The organism is Leucobacter salsicius M1-8 (assembly GCF_000350525.1).
Lineage (GTDB): Bacteria > Actinomycetota > Actinomycetes > Actinomycetales > Microbacteriaceae > Leucobacter > Leucobacter salsicius.
On record NZ_AOCN01000027.1, the window covers coordinates 46,466 to 64,621 of the forward strand.

General features: G+C 66.0%; 16 protein-coding genes and 1 tRNA gene. 6 read left to right on the plus strand and 11 right to left on the minus strand.

The window, feature by feature from the left end; all coding sequences use genetic code 11:
* Positions 1 to 10: 10 nt before the first annotated feature.
* The 5 genes from C795_RS0113910 to C795_RS0113930 all read left to right on the plus strand — a co-directional run bounded on the left by C795_RS0113910 (position 11) and on the right by C795_RS0113930 (position 6,266).
* Positions 11 to 352 carry a hypothetical protein gene (locus C795_RS0113910; protein ID WP_017794357.1) on the plus strand — a complete coding sequence of 114 codons (342 nt, stop codon included), beginning with the start codon at positions 11 to 13 and terminating at the stop codon, positions 350 to 352.
* Between the two features lie 105 nt (positions 353 to 457).
* A tRNA-Ala gene (locus C795_RS0113915) sits at positions 458 to 533 on the plus strand.
* Positions 534 to 602: 69 nt separating this feature from the next.
* Positions 603 to 2,117 carry a DUF3375 domain-containing protein gene (locus C795_RS0113920; protein ID WP_017794358.1) on the plus strand — a complete coding sequence of 505 codons (1,515 nt, stop codon included), beginning with the start codon at positions 603 to 605 and terminating at the stop codon, positions 2,115 to 2,117.
* Entirely contained in the window at positions 2,110 to 2,913 is an 804-nt protein-coding gene (locus tag C795_RS0113925; RefSeq protein WP_017794359.1) for a DUF4194 domain-containing protein, read from the plus strand. The genes C795_RS0113920 and C795_RS0113925 overlap by 8 nt, the downstream gene beginning before the upstream one ends.
* Positions 2,910 to 6,266, plus strand: a complete 3,357-nt coding sequence (locus C795_RS0113930) for an ATP-binding protein (RefSeq protein ID WP_017794360.1) — start codon at positions 2,910 to 2,912, stop codon at positions 6,264 to 6,266. The genes C795_RS0113925 and C795_RS0113930 overlap by 4 nt, the downstream gene beginning before the upstream one ends.
* Before the next feature lie 55 nt (positions 6,267 to 6,321).
* Here C795_RS0113930 and rsfS read toward each other — a convergent pair whose 3' ends face one another.
* From rsfS to C795_RS16165, 10 genes are all read right to left on the minus strand, one after another.
* Positions 6,322 to 6,735 carry a ribosome silencing factor gene (rsfS, locus tag C795_RS0113935; protein WP_017794361.1) on the minus strand — a complete coding sequence of 138 codons (414 nt, stop codon included), beginning with the start codon at positions 6,733 to 6,735 and terminating at the stop codon, positions 6,322 to 6,324.
* Between the two features lie 25 nt (positions 6,736 to 6,760).
* Positions 6,761 to 8,410 (minus strand): hypothetical protein, encoded by a 1,650-nt coding sequence (locus C795_RS0113940; protein WP_026139699.1) that lies wholly within the window; start codon positions 8,408 to 8,410, stop codon positions 6,761 to 6,763.
* Positions 8,403 to 9,005, minus strand: a complete 603-nt coding sequence (gene nadD / locus C795_RS0113945) for a nicotinate-nucleotide adenylyltransferase (RefSeq protein ID WP_026139700.1) — start codon at positions 9,003 to 9,005, stop codon at positions 8,403 to 8,405. The genes C795_RS0113940 and nadD overlap by 8 nt, the downstream gene beginning before the upstream one ends.
* Positions 9,006 to 9,020: 15 nt before the next feature.
* The gene (locus tag C795_RS0113950) at positions 9,021 to 9,170 is read right to left on the minus strand and encodes a hypothetical protein (protein WP_232225499.1); all 150 of its coding nucleotides are present in this window, start codon (positions 9,168 to 9,170) and stop codon (positions 9,021 to 9,023) included.
* Positions 9,171 to 9,292: 122 nt separating this feature from the next.
* The gene (locus C795_RS0113955) at positions 9,293 to 10,585 is read right to left on the minus strand and encodes a glutamate-5-semialdehyde dehydrogenase (protein WP_017794364.1); all 1,293 of its coding nucleotides are present in this window, start codon (positions 10,583 to 10,585) and stop codon (positions 9,293 to 9,295) included.
* An 86-nt stretch (positions 10,586 to 10,671) separates the two neighbouring features.
* Positions 10,672 to 11,499, minus strand: coding sequence for a glutamate 5-kinase (gene proB, locus C795_RS0113960; RefSeq protein ID WP_017794365.1), 828 nt, complete (start codon positions 11,497 to 11,499; stop codon positions 10,672 to 10,674).
* Positions 11,496 to 13,001, minus strand: coding sequence for a GTPase ObgE (gene obgE / locus C795_RS0113965; protein ID WP_017794366.1), 1,506 nt, complete (start codon positions 12,999 to 13,001; stop codon positions 11,496 to 11,498). Before obgE ends, proB begins: the two co-directional genes overlap by 4 nt.
* 74 nt (positions 13,002 to 13,075) lie before the next feature.
* On the minus strand, positions 13,076 to 13,330 hold the full coding sequence (gene rpmA / locus C795_RS0113970) for a 50S ribosomal protein L27 (RefSeq protein ID WP_017794367.1): 255 nt from the start codon (positions 13,328 to 13,330) through the stop codon (positions 13,076 to 13,078).
* Between the two features lie 34 nt (positions 13,331 to 13,364).
* Positions 13,365 to 13,673 carry a 50S ribosomal protein L21 gene (gene rplU / locus C795_RS0113975; RefSeq protein ID WP_017794368.1) on the minus strand — a complete coding sequence of 103 codons (309 nt, stop codon included), beginning with the start codon at positions 13,671 to 13,673 and terminating at the stop codon, positions 13,365 to 13,367.
* Positions 13,674 to 13,816: 143 nt separating this feature from the next.
* On the minus strand, positions 13,817 to 16,591 hold the full coding sequence (locus C795_RS16165; protein WP_017794369.1) for an Rne/Rng family ribonuclease: 2,775 nt from the start codon (positions 16,589 to 16,591) through the stop codon (positions 13,817 to 13,819).
* Positions 16,592 to 16,898: 307 nt separating this feature from the next.
* Here C795_RS16165 and C795_RS0113985 point away from each other — a divergent pair, with 307 nt between their 5' ends.
* The gene (locus C795_RS0113985; RefSeq protein WP_017794370.1) at positions 16,899 to 17,510 is read left to right on the plus strand and encodes a vitamin K epoxide reductase family protein; all 612 of its coding nucleotides are present in this window, start codon (positions 16,899 to 16,901) and stop codon (positions 17,508 to 17,510) included.
* Between the two features lie 16 nt (positions 17,511 to 17,526).
* Here C795_RS0113985 and coaE read toward each other — a convergent pair whose 3' ends face one another.
* Positions 17,527 to 18,144: a dephospho-CoA kinase gene (coaE, locus tag C795_RS0113990; protein WP_017794371.1), complete on the minus strand. Its 618-nt coding sequence runs from the start codon at positions 18,142 to 18,144 to the stop codon at positions 17,527 to 17,529.
* Positions 18,145 to 18,156: the final 12 nt, after the last annotated feature.

Below are 18,156 nucleotides of genomic sequence, written 5' to 3' on the forward strand. Positions count from 1 at the left end.
AAGGAGCAACGTGTTTCCGAGTTTTGTCGCCAGCACCACCGTCGTCGATTGGCTGGCCACCGCCACGATCAATGTGTCGCTGCCCTGGAGCAGCGACAGCGACGGCTCAGCACTGTGGCTCATCGGGCCCGGCGCGGGCATCGGTTTCTACGTGTTCCACTTTCTGCGCTATCGCAACACCCACCAGCGTCACGCCTTCGAACGAGAGACGCGCACCGAGATCTTGGGAATGACGGGGCACGACACGCTCGTGCGCCGGGTGAGCGGCGTCGAGAACAGCAAAATACCCGGTGAGAACTCCTCGTCCCCGAGGCAGCGACTCGGGCAGGGCACCCGCTTCACCGAGGAGTAGGCGGCACGCCCGGGGTCACTCAATCACCGCCTCCGATTTGCGTCAGCCACCCCGCCCTGGTGTACAGTAAAGGAGTTGTCGCGGGAGCATTCCTTCGACTTCAACGGGTCTGTGGCGCAGTTGGTAGCGCACCTGCATGGCATGCAGGGGGTCAGGGGTTCGAATCCCCTCAGATCCACCATCAACTCCCGGTTGCAGAGCTTTTGCCCTCAACCGGGAGTTTTTTGTTTCCCCCTGAATCATCGAGGTGATGTCGAACGTGCGTGCCCACGCCGCCTATCAGCGGGCCACCGCCGCGTTCAAGAACCCTACGCTCGATCTGCTGCACGGCCGCTACGCCCCGTTCGTCGTGGCCGCGCTCTCGCTGGTGTTCACCGCCGATCGCACCGCCGTGGCGGTCGCCGACGCCCACGTCGAGGTCGGCGAGATGATCGACGAACTGCGGGTGGGCGGCTATGCCGACCTCGAGCCAGGGCTACCCGCAGGCAGCGGGCGGGAGATCTGCCGCTACTGGGTGCGGGTGGGCTGGCTCGTGCCCCAGATCGAAGACGGGGCCGAGGTCTACCGGCTTTCAGCTCAGGCTGTTGGTGCCCTCGAGATCGCCGGCCGCGCCGGCGGCGGGCGCGTATCGCGCTCGCGCGTGCGCACTCTGCTCGAATCGGTGGATCAGTTGGCCCAGCACGCAGAGACCGATCCGGATCTGCGCCTCGCTCACCTCGCCGCTCAGCGGGCCGAGCTTGATGCCGAGATGGATCGCCTGCAGGCTGGCGAAGTGGAGGAGGCCGACGACGAGCTGCTGCTCGAGGAGGCCGAGAACGTGCTGCACCTTGCGCGCGAGCTCCCCGCAGACTTCTCCCGTGTGGCCGAGTCCATCAACGCGATGCAGCGCGACGTCGTCGCAGACCTGCGCCGCGACGTGCGCCCGGCTGGTGAGGTGCTGCGCGAGTACCTGCACCGCGGCCAACACGTCATGCAGGCCACGCCCGAGGGGCGCGCGTTCGCCGGCGCACTCAGGCTTATCGGCGACCCCGAGCACATCGACGAGCTCACCGATCAGGTACACGAGCTGCTCGCCAAGCCGTTCTCACGGCTCCTCGATGCGGCGCAGCGCGAGGAACTCAGCGCGATCGCCAAACGCGTGGAGCAGGGCGTCCAGGAGGTACTCACGGCCCAGCGCCGCGCCTCCCACGTCATCACCGCCCAGGTGCGCACCCACGACCCCGCCCGAGATCGCGAGGTCGACGATCTGCTCCGCGGCGTCATGTCAGGGCTCCAGTCCTGGATGCGAGTGTCCAAGCCCGCCGACCGGGTGACCCCGCTCGAACACTTCCCCACCGCCCACATCGGCCATCTACGGCAGACGCTGAGCGATCCGCGGCCGCCTCGCGGCCCGGCCCCCCTGGTACACGCCGCCGATGTCCTCGACGCCGCGAGCGTGAGCGAGGGAGACGCGCGTGCCTGGGGCGGACCCGATTACCCGGAGCTCGAAGCTCACGTGGCGGGCCTCGGCGACTCGTTCGACCTCGGTGACGCGTTCGGTTCCTCGGGCACCCGTCGCCCCGTGGACCTACTCGGGCTCCTCGAGATCGTGCATCGCGGCGGGATGACCGAGCGCGAGGACATCTCGGTGGTCACCGCCCAGCGCCCCGACGGCACCACCCGCAAGTTCGCCTTCGTTGCGGTGCAGGCCGACAACACACCGGCAGACACCGCAGACTCTGACTCCGCAACACCGAACTCCCCGAAGGGCCCCTCGCATGTTTGAACCCACCCCCGCGACGCCCCCAGTCGAGGCGCTCGACAGCGAGGCTTCCAACACCACGACGCCCGGCATTGATCTCACGGACAGCACCGATCCGTTCGTCACCCCGGTGTCGATGGAACAGGATCCGGATCAGGCCTTTGCCGGCGACCGCGGCTCGCTCGCTCCCGAGGTGCGTCGCGTACTCGTGCGTCTGCTGCAGCGCCGGTTCTTGCTCGCGGATCGCAATAGCGAGGACTGGGCCGTGCTGCTCGAACATCAGCAGATCATCGAGTCGCGCCTGCACGACCTGTTCGTGCGCCTGGTCGTAGACCCTGCACGCGGCGTCGCGTACAAGCAGCAGGTGCGCTCCGAGGAGCTCGACGTGCCGATCTTGCTGCGGGACGAGGCGTACACCCGGGCCGAGACGCTCGTACTCGTCTACCTGCGGACGGTGTTTCAGCGCGAGTCGACCGCGGGCGAGCCATCGGTGCGCATCGACGTCGAGGAGATCGAGCAGACCGTGCTCACTTACTTCACCGCGGCAGACGGCGACATTGCGCGGCGCCAGAAGGCGGTGCGCGCCGCGCTCGCCCGGCTGCGGCAGGAGGGCATCGTCACCGAGGAATCCGAGGGCCGCTATCTGGTCAGCTCGCTCGTGGAGATCGTGCTGAGCGCCGATCGCCTGCGCGAGCTCTCAGACTGGCTGCGGCAGCAGACCGCGGCCGCCCAGCGCCCCACCACGGCCTCCGCAGATTCGAACTCCGCGGACACCCCCTCCGCGCCCCTGCTTGATCCCCGAGGAGACCACACACTGTGACCATGCTCGACACCCTCTTCGGCCTGATTCCCGCGGCTTCACGGGGCCAGCAGTGGCTCGCGCACGAGCTGCAGCTCGTCAACTGGGGCGGCTACGACGGCGCGCACCGGGTGCGCTTCTCCCCCGGCGCGACGCTGCTGTGCGGCGGCTCCGGATCGGGCAAGTCGACGCTCATGGACGCGTACATCGCCCTCATGATGCCGCACACCACCCCTTTCAACGGCGCATCAAACGGTGGCGTCACGGGCCGCCCGCGCGGCGAAGACCAGCGCAACATCCTCTCCTACGGGCGCGGCAAGATCGATGAGACCCGCACCGAGCAGGGCACGCGGGTACGCGTCATGCGCGGTGATGACACCGACACGTGGACCGCGATTGCGATGACCTGGGTCGACCACGACGGCTCGAAGTTCACCGCAGTGCGCGCCTGGTACATTCCCGCTGGCGCACGCGTCGTCGAGGACACCGTGCGGGTGCGCGCGAGCGTCGACGGCGCGTTCGACCTCGCAGATCTCGCCCCCGCGGCCGCGCAGCGCCTCAGCGACGCCCAGGTGCGCGCCTGCGGACTCGAGACCGTGGCGACCGACCGCGAGTTCACCGCCAAGCTTCACTCAGTGCTCGGCATCGGGGCAGCTGGTGCGGGTGCGAAGGCGATGAGCTTGCTCGCCCGTATCCAGGCCGGCCAGCAGATCACCACGGTCGACGAACTCTACAAGCGCATGGTGCTCGAGGAGCCCGAGACCATGGCTGCGGCGGACGCGGTCGTCGCGCACTTCGACGAGCTCGAGGGCACCCGCACGCGCATGGTCACCGCGCAGCGGCAGGTGCACGCGCTGCGCCCGATCCGCACCATTCGCACCCGCATCGACGAGGCCTTCGACCGGCTGCGCATTCTCGACGAGGTCGGTCAGCTCACCGACCCCGCGTCGCTCGCCTCCCTCTGGCGCGCCGAGCACCGCCTCCGGCTGCTGCGCGAGACCGAGGCGGCGCTGCAGCGCGCGAAAAGCACCGCCGACGCAGCCGTCCGCGAGCAGCAGGCACTCGCGGACGCCGCAGAGGCCGAGCGCGACGGACTCGTGGAGGTGCTGCGCGGGGCGGGCGGCGAACGCCTCGAATCCGCCGAGCGCGAGCTACGCGACGTGGAACGCCGCCTCGCGTCCGTACAGCAGGCACGCGTGCGCGTGCGGGCGCTGTGCGAGGCCCTGGGTGAAGACGTGGCCACTCGCGCCAGCTTCGAGAAGCTCGTGAAGCGCGCCCGCACCGCCCTCACGAGCGACGATGCGAAGTCGGCCGCCCGCGACACCTACGCCGAGGCACGCGCGGCCTCCCGCGCCGCTGAGACGCTCGTGGCGGCTCTCGAGGCCGACCTGACCCAACTGGCCGGCCAGAACGACAATATTCCGCCCGCACTGCACGAGGCGCGCGCCGTGCTCGCGCAGGCCGCCGGGATCGACCCTGGCGATCTCCCCTTCGTGGGCGAGCTCGTCGAGGTGCGTGCCGAGTACGAGCCGTGGCGTGATGCCTTCGGGCTCGCCCTGGGCGGCTTCGCCACGACCATTCTCGTCGACCAGGATCGGGTACCCGCGTTCCGCGGCGCGATCAACGACGTCCAAACTCGCGTCCGTGTGCGCTACGAGGGGGTCCCCACCGAGCAGCCCCGTCGCACGGGCCTCGACCCCGTCTCTTTGCCGGGGCGCCTCGACTACCGCGATTCCACCTTCACCGGCTGGCTGCAGGAGCGACTCGAACAGCAGTTCGGGTTCGTGTGCGTCACCGAACCCGGTGAACTGGGCAAGCACGCGCAAGCCATCACCATCACGGGCCAGCTCACCCGCGGCCGCCGCGGCTCGCACGGCGGGCACGGGCGCGCGAGCGTGCTGGGGTTCTCGAATCAGCGCCGGATCGAAGAGCTCACCGACGAGATCCTGTCGGCTCGGGCCGACCAGGCCGAGGCTGTCGAACGCGAGCGCGCGGCGGCGGCCGCCCTCGACCGCCTCGACGAGCGTCAGGCAGCGTTCGCGAAGCTCGCAGAGACGTCGTGGGACGACATCGACGAAGCCAGCGTTGAAGCCGAGCGCGAGCGCTGGACCGGCATCATCGCCGAGGCCGCTGCCGGAAGCTCCGAGATCTCGGGCCTCCAGCAGCAGATCGCGGCCGCAAAGCGCAAGGTAGCCAAGCTCCAGCAGGCGATCGGCCGCGCGCACAGCGACCAGGAGCGGGCTGCATCCCAGTGGGCCGACATTACCGACGAGGTCGACCTCGCCCAGGGCCTCGTCGATGCAGCCGAGGATGACGGGCGCAAGCTCTCCCCCGCCCAGGCGGCCTATCTCGGTGACCGCTTCACCCCCGAGACCGATGCAGCGGCCGACGGTGTGCCGAGCACCCGTACCCTCGCACGCTTCGACGCCGCGCTGGAGGCCGCCTCACGGCAGCTGTCTGACGACCGCCGCACGGCCAAGGAGTCCCTCGTCGATCAGCGCGAGGCCCTCAGCCGCACGCTCGAGCGCTTCCTCGAGAACTGGCCCAACCCGAACCTGCGGGCAGACCCCGATTCGTCGCTGCCCGACTTCGAGCGGATCCTGGCCGAACTCGAGGCGAGCGGATTGCACGAGCTTGAGGCGGAGTGGAAAGATAGTCTCCTCAATCTCTCGGGCAATGACCTGACAAGCCTCGATTCTTCCCTGGGGCGGGCGCTGCGCGAGATCCGCGAGCGTATCGAGCCCATCAACCAGATCATGCGCGATCTCCCGTTCTACGACGACGATCACCGCCTGCAGATCACGCCGCGGGAGCACCAGAGTGACGCACGTCGCCGCTTCCGCCGTGAACTGCGCGACGTGCGCGGGCTCATCGTTTCGGCTGCCACCGAAGAGGAGCGCGAGCGCGCCTACGGCCGCATGGAGCGCTTGATCGGGCGGATCCGGCGCAGCTCACCCGATTTCTCCGAACTTATTGACGTGCGCAATCACGTGCGCGTGAGTGCCGAGAAGGTGCATGCCGTAACTGGAGCCCATGCGGCGCTCTACGATCACATCGGTGAGAAGTCGGGCGGCGAGTCCCAAGAGCTGATCGCGTTCATTGTGGGCGCCGCGCTGCGATACCAGCTGGGTGACGCTGGCTCGGAACGCCCACGGTACGCACCGGTGTTCCTCGACGAGGCACTCATCAAGGCTGACGCGCACTTCACGAAGCGCGCCATTGGGGCTTGGCGCGGGCTGGGCTTCCAACTCGTGATCGGTGCACCCAACGACAAGTACAGCGCCATCGAGCCACACGTGGACGTCGAATATGCCATTCTCAAGGACACCCAGGGTCGATCCTGGGCGAAGCCGAAGGTCGGATTGGCCAACTAAACGACAACGCGCGGCCTCCCCGAAGGGAGGCCGCGCGTGTATTGTGCGTGGGGACTTACTGAGCAGTCATCAGGCTTTCGATTTCCATGACCGGGCAGTCCTGCCACAGACGCTCGAGCTGGTAGAAGTCGCGTTCTTCGTTGTGGAAGATGTGCACCATAATGTCGCCGAAGTCGAGCAGCACCCAGCGGCCGGTTGCCCGACCCTCGCGCCGGATGGTGCGAATGCCAGCGGCATTCATCTCGTCTTCGATCTCGTCTGAGATGGCCTGCACGTTGCGCTCAACGCTACCCGTGAGGACGAGAAACACGTCGGCGAGGCCGAAGTGCTCTGCCACGTCGAGCGCGACCGGCTCGGTGGCGCCCTTAGAGTCGGCGGCGCGCAGGGCAACGCCCAGCGCCTCTCGGACCTGCTGGCTGTGGCTTGCTTCGTTATTCAGGGGGTGCTCCCGTAGTAGTGATGATGACATTGCTGCCGGATGATGTGGCGGCGAATTAACCGAACATGCCGTTCGAGGCGCCCCAGATGCCGAGTCCGACGACCACGACGAGGAGTCCACCGCCGGTCAGTCCCAGAACGAGCGGCAACTTAGTGCGCTCCTTCGTCGGCTTGGCCACTGCAGGAACGCCCGACACCACGCGCGCGCTCACCGCGTGACGCGCTGACACGGGAGCGGGGCCCGCTACCGTGCCGTGCTCGTCGACGGTCTCGGCGCCCGTGATCGGATCAATCTCGGCCGAGTCGTGGAGCGATACGTGACCGCCCGTTTCACCGAGCGACTTCGGCAGTCGCAGTGATCCGGTGACGTAGAGCTCTCCGGTAGCACCGAGCGGGCCCGTGAGCCCACCGGTGTCTTCGGGCATCGTGGGCAGGATCAGCGCAGAAGTGCCGTTGGTCGAGCCCTCCTGTGCCACCGCACGCGAGATCAGGTCGTCGAAGTCGCCCTGGGGCTCCTCGGCGGGTGAGGGCACGTTGCGGGTCGCCGGATCGTCAAACACCGAGCGCCACTCTTCGGGGGGCGCGATGTCAGGAAACGAGTACGTCTCTTTCGGCTGCTGCTCTGGTTCCTCGACTACGACAACGGCCTCTTCGACCGTGGGCGCGTCGACCACAGGAGCGTCAAAGGCGACCGTCTCGGCAACCGGCTCTTCAGGAGCAGACTCTGTATCAGCGGTGTCCGCGTCAGCGAGTTCCGCGTCGGCGAGTTCCGCGTCAGCGGCCCCTACCGCTACCGGGAGCTCCTCGGGAGCTGTTTCGGCGGCGTCTTCGTTGACGTCGTCTACCGCGGGAGCCTCGGGCTCACCTTCGACTGCCTCGGCGCTTGCCTCAGCAGACTCGGCCTCAGTGATCTCGGGCTCGACAGCCGCGAGTTCAACAACCTCAGGCTCGACAGCCTGAGCTTCGACTGCTTCAACCTCAGCAGGCTCCGGAACCACGGCTTCGGCAGCCTTGTCACGCTTCCAAAATTTGAGGCGCGACTTGCCGCCTGACGCCGGAGTGGCCGTATCGGCAACGACCGGTGCGTCTTCCGACTCATCCTGCGAGGCATCCGCCTCGGGCTCCTGGGTCTCGGCCAGGGCTTCCGCTGCGCGCAGCTCTTCGACAGTGAAGGGCTCGGTTGGCGGAGAAATCAGGGAATCAAAATCTTCGACGGGCTCATCGTCTTCGGGTGCGACAGTGACGTCTGCCTCTGCGTCGACGACTTCTAGGTCAACGACCTCTACGTCAGCGTCAGCGTCAGCAACATCGATGTCGGCTACAGCGACGTCAGCAACCTCGGCCGCGGACTCGGTGTCTGCCTCTTCGCCTGCCCCGGCCGCAGCCGGCTCGGCGGGAGACTCTGACTCTGCTTCTGTCTCAGGCGCAGCGGTGACCGCCGCCTCCTGGGCCGCAGTTCGGGCCGCAAGAGCCTGCTCACGCAGGGTGCGAATCTCGCGACGGCTGCGAGGCGTGCCGTCAGCGTTGAGCGGCGAAATCTCGATGTCGTCGGCAACAATGCTGGGCTCGGGGTCGACAACGGGCGCGGCATCCGCTTCAGCGGCGGCTGCGGCCAGCTCGGAAAGGTCCAGCGCGCCGGTTTCGCCCTGCTCACGCAGACGGCGTTCCCGCCGTGTCAGCGGTACCTGCTCTTCGTTCTCACTCATTTTCCGTCGCTTCCTCGGTGTACAACCCGTACTTGGCGATGTACTGCACCACACCATCTGGGACCAAATACCAGACCGGATCGCCCCGGCCTACTCGTGCCCTACAGTCGGTTGATGATATCGCCAACGCGGGAACTTCCAACAAGCTTATGTGTTTGCCCGAGAGCCCCGACAGTGACAGTTCGTGCCCGGGGCGCGAAACGGCAATAAAATGTGCAAGATTCCACAGCTGCTCGACATCTTTCCAGCTCACGATCTGCTCGACCGCGTCAGCACCGGAGATGAAGAACAACTCGGCGTCTGGCCACTGCTTGCGCAGATCCCGCAGGGTGTCCACGGTGTACGTGGCACCGCTCCGGTCGATATCGACGCGACTCACGGTGAACCTGGGGTTTGATGCCGTCGCAATCACCGTCATGAGATAGCGGTGCTCGCTGGGCGACACGCCGCTCTTCTGCCACGGTCGCCCAGTCGGCACAAACACGACCTCATCGAGGTCAAAGCTCTGCGCAACCTCGCTCGCGGCGACGAGGTGACCATTGTGGATCGGGTCGAACGTTCCGCCCATTACCCCAATACGTCGCCGCGTAGCCACCGGTTGCCGAACCTACTAGTGCGTGGGCTGCTGGGTGCCGTGCTCGCGAGCGTACGCCTCAGCCTTGGCCGAGTGACGGTTCGCCACATCACGGAAGGAAAAAGTCACGGCAGCGAGCACCACGAAAATCGAAAATACGATCACGCCGTACATAACTGGGGGCATCGGCAGTTCCTTAAGAACGTGCCCTCCCTCTTCTGCTGCAACAGCAAGCGTGGCGAGAACAGACATTGAGACCTCTGCATTCATGGCGAATTGGATAATCGGATTAAGTCTACCGGGTTTGGCTAGCGAATCTGGCCCGCGCCGCGCACAAGCCACTTGGTGCTTGTCAGCTCAGCAAGACCCATGGGCCCTCGCGCGTGCAGTTTCTGGGTCGAAATACCCACCTCTGCACCGAAGCCAAACTCGCCGCCGTCCGTGAACCGGGTTGATGCGTTCACCATCACCACGGCGGAGTCGACCCGAGCAAGGAACTGCTCAGCGTTACGGTAGTTAGCGGTGACGATCGCATCTGTGTGTCGCGTGGAGTAGCGCTCGATGTGCGCAAGTGCATCCTCGAGCGAGTCCACAATCTTGACGCCCATCTCGAGCGCGTGATGCTCCGTTTCCCAGGTGGCATCTGTCGCAGCTTGGATCGATCCGGATCCCGGCTCCGCCGTGTCGCTACCGGGCGCGCCGCCCACGAGCGTGAGGGTACGCGCGTCGGCTTCGATGCGCACGTCCTTCTCGCGCAGCGCGGCGATGATGGGCGGCAACAGCCGCTGTGCCGCAGCGCGGTGCACGAGCAGCGTCTCTGCGGCGTTGCAGACGCTGGGACGGTGTGTCTTGGCGTTGCGCACGATGGACACGGCCATGTCTTTGTCGGCGGTTTCATCGACGAACACGTGTACCACGCCGGATCCGGTCTCGATGACCGGCACCGTGGACTCTTGGACAACGGTTGAGATGAGTCCCGCGCTCCCGCGGGGAATCAAGACGTCGACGTAGCCGCGGGCACGCATCAGCCGGCTGGCGCCCTCGCGACCGAATTCGTCGATCGTCTGGATCGCGTCGCCCGCGAGACCAGCGCTCGTCACGGCGTCCTGGATGACGCGCACGAGCACCCGGTTTGTCTGCTCTGCGGCGCTGCCGCCGCGCAGCACGGCGCCGTTGCCACTCTTAAGCGCGAGCGCCGCAATATCAACGGTCACGTTGGGGCGCGCCTCGTAGATCGCGCCCACAACGCCAAACGGGACGCGTACCTGACTGATGGCGACCCCGTTTTCGAGGGTGCCCCCACGCACCACCTGGCCCACAGGGTCGGGCAGGCCAATGATGTCGCGCACGGCGTCGCTCAGCGCGGCAACGCGCGCGGCATCGAGCGTGAGTCGGTCGAGCAGACCGGCCCCGATCTGCTGCTCCTCGCCGCGGGCGAGGTCGAGCGCATTGGCCGCGACAATATCGTCGACATTGGCCACCAACGCATCAGCGATCGAGGCGAGCGCGGCGTTCTTTGCCGCGGTCGACACCGTAGCAAGCGACTTCGCCGCGACGCGTGCACGGTCAAGGGTAGTCAAAAACCGATCTTCGTGTGACATGGGGTCAGCCTATCTCGCGCCCGGCGACACTGGCTCGGGCGTGGGGATTCTAAGGAAACGTAAGGAGTAGTACGAGGCGTGTTCGGCTATGCCGATGGAGCCGCTGAAGCAGCTGGCACCGGTGGCGCCGCCGGGTAGGCTCCCGGCGCCGCATCAAACACGGTGCCGTGGTCCTCGCCGTCGAGCACTGCAGCCAACAGGCCAGTCTCGGTGAGTAGCACGGCGGCTCCCGCCTCGGCTGCCAATCGGGCAGCCTGAACCTTCGTGGATGCACCCCCGGTGCCCCAGCCAGACTGGCTTTCGCCGATCGTGATGCCGTCGAGCGGGTCGCCGTATGGCACATGTGCAACCCGCTCGGCTCCAACGATGTTGGGCGGAGCGGTGTAGAGCGCATCGACATCTGAGAGCAGCACGAGCTGATCGGCACAGATCAGGCGTGCAACCAGCGCGGCCAGTCGGTCATTATCGCCGAACCGGATCTCGTGAGTTGCGACCGTATCGTTCTCATTGATGATCGGCAGAATGCCGAGCTGCAACAGGCGTTCGAGCGATCGCCGCGCGTTACCTCGGTGCGTGGGGTTCTCAAAGTCTTGTGCGGTCAGGAGCACCTGACCGGCCACGATTTCGTGAGTCGTGAGAGCCCGCTGGTAGCGGTTGACCAGAATATTCTGGCCAACCGCTGCAGCTGCCTGCTGTGTCGCGAGGTCATCAGGACGCGCGTCAAGCTTCAGAAAGGGTACGCCGGTTGCAATCGCCCCACTCGAGACGAGAATCACCTCGGCGCCGGCGGCGTGCAGCCGCGCGAGCGAGGCTACGAGCCGGGGAATCTGACCGGCGTTATCGCCACTGACCGACGAAGAGCCGACCTTGACGACGACCCTGCGGGCCTGCAGCAGGGATGCGTCCCCGCTCATTCATCCGCTCCCCACATGCCCGACTCGCGCTCCCGCTCCAGCTGGGCACGAGCCTCCGCCTTGGCATCCATCATCTCGTAGTAGTCAGCGCGGCGCTCCTTGTTGGTGCGTCGCACGACCGGGTCGAGTCGGTCATCGCTACCGCGCACGCCCGTCTGCACCTCGGCCGCACTGGTAACGGTAGGCTCCCAGTCGAAGATGACGCCAGCGCCGGGACCAATCACGACGGTCGAGCCGGCAACGGCTCCCGCCTTGACGAGGCCGTCTTCGATGCCGATCTTCTGCAGACGGTCGGCGAGGTATCCGATCGCCTCGTCGTTCTTGAAGTCGGTCTGTTCGACCCAGCGCTCGGGCTTCTCACCCAAGATGCGGTAGATCGTGCCGTACGTTCCACCCTCAGTCTTGATGCGGAAGTTGACGCGATCGACCGGCTTGGGCGTCAGCACGATCCGGGGCTGGGCAACGGCCTCAGCTTCACGGGCGACCCGCTCGCTTTCGACGAGGGCTCCGAGCGCGAAGCCGAGCTCGCGCAGTCCCTCGTGCGACGCGGTGGAAATCTCGAACACGCGGTAGCCGCGTGCCTCGAGGTCGGGGCGCACCATTTCGGCGAGCTCGCGTGCCTCGGGCACATCGATCTTGTTCAACGCGATGAACTGCGGGCGCTCGAGCAACGGGATCTGCCCCTCGGGCACCGGGTATGCGCCGAGCTCTCCCAAAATCACGTCGAGATCAGAGATGGGATCGCGCCCGGGTTCGAGCGTGGCACAGTCGAGAACGTGCAGCAGTGCGCTGCAGCGCTCGACGTGGCGGAGAAAGTCGAGCCCCAGCCCGCGCCCCTCGCTCGCGCCCTCGATCAGCCCGGGAACGTCGGCAACTGTGTAGCGGTACTCACCCGACTGCACGACACCCAGGTTGGGGTGCAGCGTGGTGAATGGGTAGTCGGCGATCTTCGGCTTTGCAGCACTCATCGCAGCAATCAAGCTCGACTTTCCCGCTGAAGGATAGCCAACAAACGCAACATCGGCGATCGTCTTGAGCTCGAGGGTGACCTCACCAGTCCAACCCGCGGTGCCGAGCAGCGCAAAGCCGGGGGCTTTGCGCTTCGTGCTGGCGAGATCCATATTTCCGAGGCCACCGACACCACCCTTGGCAGCGACGTAGCGCATGCCGGGTTCGGTGAAGTCAATCAGGGTCTCCCCCGCTGCGTCCTTCACCACGGTGCCGACGGGCACCGGTAGCACAAGTTCGCCGCCGTTTTCACCGGAGCGCCAGTCACCGGCGCCGTAGCCACCGTTCTTCGCTGCGATGTGCGGCCGGCGGTGGTACTCCAGCAGCGTCGTGACCTGCGGGTCTGCGAGCAGCACGATGTCGCCACCGTGCCCGCCCGCGCCACCGTCCGGCCCAGCCATTGGCTTAAACTTTTCGCGGTGAATCGAGACGCAGCCATTACCACCGCGCCCCGCCTGCAAAAAGAGCTGGACGCGGTCCACGAACGTTACCATGCTGAAAAAATTCCCTCGCTATATACGGCAAAAGGCGAGCCGAAGCCCGCCTCGCCGTGAGTTGCCTAATGTGGTTAGGCGGCCGTCACGATGTTGACGACCTTGCGGCCGCCCTTCGCGCCAAACTCAACCGCGCCCGCAGCGAGTGCGAACAGCGTGTCGTCCTTACCGCGGCCGACGTTTGCGCCGGGGTGGAAACGAGTGCCACGCTGGCGGACGATGATCTCGCCTGCGTTGACTTCCTGTCCACCGAAGCGCTTTACGCCGAGGCGCTGTGCATTTGAGTCGCGGCCGTTCTTGCTTGAGCCGACGCCCTTCTTGGATGCCATGAGTCTCTACTCCTTAGGTAGTAGCGTAAAACGCTTACTTAATGCCGGTGACTTTGAGGCGCGTCAGATCCTGACGGTGCCCCTGGCGGCGCTTGTAGCCGGTCTTGTTCTTGTAGCGCTGAATGATGATCTTCGGGCCACGAAGGTCATTGAGCACCTCAGCGGTGACGGTAACCTTGGCGAGCTCAGCCGCATCGGTCGTTACCTTGTCGCCGTCGACGAGCAGGACAGCGGGAAGCTCAAGCTTGCCATTGTCGTCGCCCTCAACACGATTCACCGTGATGATCGAGCCAATCTCGACCTTCTCCTGCCGGCCGCTTGCGCGAACTACTGCGTAAACCACTTCACACCCTCTTCTTAAGGTTTGTCATCCATACCGAATCGCGACCAAGTCGCGCTCGAAGTCTGTCTACCGCCCAGAAAAGGGTGGCACCAACGGTCAATATTATCCCACAGTCGCGGCTCGGGTCAAATGCGGCACGCTGATTATTCACGCGCCGCGTCGCGCCGCTTTGCGGTCGCGTCCAGAGCCTGCGCGAGCGCGAGCTGCGCAGCCTGCGCCGGATCAGGTTCTGCGGCAGGCGTTGACTGGGCAGATGCCCCCTGTTGGGGCGCAGCAACCGTGCCACCCTGCGTCTGCGCCGTCGAAACGCGTCGCCGGGCACGACCGTGTCCGGCGGCCGGCGCGTCGGGCAGCGCAGACAGCACAGAATCCAGCAGATTCGCAGCTGGCGCCGCGTTCGCTGACACGGGCGTCGAAGCTGACACTGGAGTCGAGCCTGACGGCTCGGGAGAAGCTGCCGGGGCGCTCACGCGCTCCTGCGCTGCGCCGCGTTCGGCCTGAGCGGATGCGCCCGAGCGCACGCGCCCCGTGGTCACCTGCGCCTTGGGCTGGGTCTGAGCGGGGGCCTGGGCAGGAGCCTGGGCAGGAGCCTGCGCGGGTGCCTGAGCCTGACGCGACTCGGATGCGCCGCCACCGTTCCCACGCCGGGCCTTGCGGGCTGCAGCGGCATCGACTGCCGCGGCGAGCTGCTCTGCCACCGCGTCTGTGCTTTCCTCGTGCTTCACGGGGAGCGTTGAAGCAGCGACCTGCGCCAGCATGTTCTTCGCGCCATCGGTGATCGCGTGAGTCTGGTTCTTCGCGTCGTGCTGCAGTGCGGGCTGCGGGTGCTGCTGTTGCGTCTGCTGCTGCGACTGGTTGCCGTTGCGGCCACGCTTTTGGTTGCGCGGGTTACCCTCGCTGCGATGGCGCGAAATCGGATCGTGCTGCACGATTACACCGCGGCCTGCACAGGCCTCGCAGGCTTCACTGAAGGACTCCAGCAGGCCCAGGCCAAGCTTCTTACGCGTCATCTGCACGAGTCCAAGCGAGGTCACCTCGGCAACCTGGTGCTTCGTACGATCCCGGCTGAGGCATTCGACGAGCCGACGCAGCACGAGGTCGCGGTTGGACTCGAGCACCATGTCGATGAAGTCGATCACGATGATGCCGCCAATATCGCGCAGGCGCAGCTGGCGCACGATCTCCTCGGCCGACTCCAGGTTGTTCTTCGTGACGGTCTCCTCGAGGTTGCCGCCCGAACCGACGAACTTACCCGTGTTGACATCGATCACGGTCATTGCTTCGGTGCGATCGATCACGAGCGATCCGCCCGAGGGCAGCCAGACCTTGCGATCGAGCGCCTTTGAGATCTGCTCGGTCACGCGGTACTCGTCAAAAATATCGCGTTCGCTCTCGAAGCGATCCACGCGCTGGAGCAGATCGGGCGCTACCTGACCCAGGTAGTTCTCGATCACCATGTAGGTCTCGTCACCCGAGATGCGCATGCGGTGGAAGTCCTCATTGAAGACGTCACGCACGATCTTGATGAGGACATCGGGCTCGGCGTGCAGCAGGACGGGCCCGCCGCCCTTGGCCACGCGCTGCTGAATCGACTCCCACTGACGGGTGAGACGCTCGACGTCGTGCGTCAGCTGATCCTCGGTCGCACCCTCGGCAGCGGTGCGCACGATGACACCGGCGCCGCCGGGCAGCACCTCCTTGAGGATCTTCTTCAGGCGCGCACGCTCGGTGTCGGGGAGCTTCCGCGAGATGCCGTTCATGGCCCCGCCAGGTACGTAGACCAGGAAGCGGCCGGGCAGCGAGATCTGGCTCGTGAGCCGGGCACCCTTGTGGCCCACCGGATCCTTCGTAACCTGCACGAGGACCTGGTCACCGGGCTTGAGTGCGTTCTCGATCTTGCGAGCGGTGTTGCCACCCTCGAACTCAGACCAGTCAACCTCGCCCGAGTAGAGCACGGCATTGCGGCCGCGGCCGATGTCAACGAAGGCGGCTTCCATGCTGGGCAGCACGTTCTGCACACGACCGAGGTAGACGTTGCCGATGAGCGAGCTCTCGCTCGAGCGCGCGACGTAGTGCTCCACGAGCACCTTGTCTTCGAGCACACCAATCTGCACGCGGTCGGCCGTGGTGCGCACGATCATCTCGCGGTCCACTGCCTCGCGGCGTGCGAGGAACTCTGACTCCGTGATCACGCTGCGGCGGCGGCCGGCGTCACGGCCGTCGCGGCGACGCTGCTTCTTCGCCTCCAGGCGGGTCGAACCCCGCACCTTCTGCGGCTCGGTGATGACTGGGGCCTGACGACGCTCACGGCGCGGCGCATCTTCATCGATGTCACGGCGGCGCGTGCGACGCGATCCGGATCGGTCGCTATCGGCATCGTGCGCCTCGTGATCCTGCGGCGCATGATCGTCGAGCAGCTCGTCGAGCTGACGGAAGTCGCTCACGTGGGCGTCGCGGCGCGGCTCGCTGCGGCGAGCATCCCCGCGGAACGAATCGCCTCGGTAGGAGTCGGCACGGAACGAGTCGCCACGGAAGGAGTCCCCGCGGTTACTGTCGTTGCGGTAGCCCTCACTGCGACGGCCCTCGCTGCGACGCGGTTCGTGCTCCTCTGCACGCTGTGCGTCACTGCGGAAGATCTCGCTGCGACGCGGGCGCGGCGGGATCGGCGGCACGTCGGGAGCCAGGAAGATGAGCTTCGTGGTCGCGCGGAAGCGCTCCTCGGGCGTCATCTCGGCCAGCGACTTCACCACGGGGGCGGCAGGCGCGGGCTCGTTGCTCTCGGCAACGCCCTCGACTGGCTGGGCCTCGCCAGAGGCCTCAGCCTGTTCGGTGGCAGCAGCGCTCTCGAGCGAGCCGGACGTTTCCTCCGGCTCGTGATGCTCTGAAACTACGGGTTCTTCTGTTGTGTTCTTCACCATTACTGGTGTCTCCTCTATTCCGGAAGCTGATACGCCCCGGCAACCTTTTCGTGCGGTGGGTGCCGCTCATGTTGTTCCCCGCGAGGCCGCGGCACTCGCGCTCGGTCGCTCTGGGACCGGTGGCGGTCAGGAGACCGCCAAAAGACTGTGCGTGTTCGGCGCTATCTGCACGCTTCACACCGCATCCATTATGTCACGGGACAGCTGCGCGGCGCATGATTGCCACGTGAGTTCTCTACGGGGAGACTTCGCGGCGCCGCGGGGTGCCTTCAAAGGTTTGCGCAGCCCAGCGCAGTAAGCTCGCCTCATGCACGTCGAATCACGTCGAAACTCGCGCCCGGTTGCATTTGCCATTTTCTCCCTGGTCGCTGGTGCGGTGGGGTGGTTCGCCTCGTTTGAGCTCCTCACCGAGTACATCAAAACGCTGCAGCTGACCGACTACGTTCCGAACTGCAACGTCAGTATTCTGGTGACGTGCGGCCCCAACATGGATTCGTGGCAGGGGTCGATCCTCGGGTTCAGCAACACAATCATCGGTGTAGCCGCTTTCATGGCGCCAATGTTTGTGGGCGCCGCGTTGCTTGCGGGAGCTCGGTTCTCACGCTGGTTCTGGGTGACCTACCAAGTCGGCTTGCTACTCGGCATCGTCTTCGTGTTCTGGCTGTTTAGCCAAAGTGTGTTCGTGCTGGGCACCCTCTGCCCGTGGTGCATGGTTGTCTGGAGCGTGACGATTCCGTTGTTCTGGTTCACGCTGCCGCACCCGTACGCGTCAGGCGAGGTAGCCGTGAGCCCGCGCACTCGGGCACTGTTCACGCAGCTGCGGTCGTGGGCCTGGGTACTCGTGCTGATCTGCGTCATCGCAATCGCCTTCCTGGCCCAGGTACAGCTCGACTGGATCGCGGAGTTCTCCCGCGCCTAGGCGCTCCCTGCGGTTCCTACTCAGGAGCGGCAAACGTCCGGCCCTGGATGCTCGCCCACAGATCGGCTACCTGCGCGCGCGTTTCTTCGGGCGTCCCCCCGGTCTCGATGACGACGTCGGCGATCGACCGTCGCTTCGCTTCATCGGCCTGGTTCGCGATGCGCGCGCGAGCCTCGACCTCACTCATTCCACGCAGCTCGCGCATGCGGGCAACCCGTGTCTCGATGGGCGCCTCGGCCGTCACGACGAGATCCCACCGACGCGCACCGTGCGCTCCCGACTCGGCGAGGAGCGGGACCTCATAGACCACGATGTCAGCCGTACCCCGCACCGCATCAATGCGCTCGTCGAGCAGGCGCTGCACCTCGGGGTGCACGATCCCGTTGAGATCAGCCAGTGCCTCCGGGTCCGCAAACACGACCTTGCCCAGCTCGGGTCGGTTGAGTCCACCGCCCTGGGCAAGCACCCCCGCACCAAACCGCTCGACGATGCGCGCGAGCCCTGGCGAGCCGGGTTCGACGGCCTCGCGCGCGAGCTGATCCGCATCGATCCGGATCGCTCCCAACTCGGCAAGCTGGTCACCGATCGTCGATTTACCCGCGGCAATTCCGCCTGTGAGTGCGACAATAAACATGCCCACACCTTA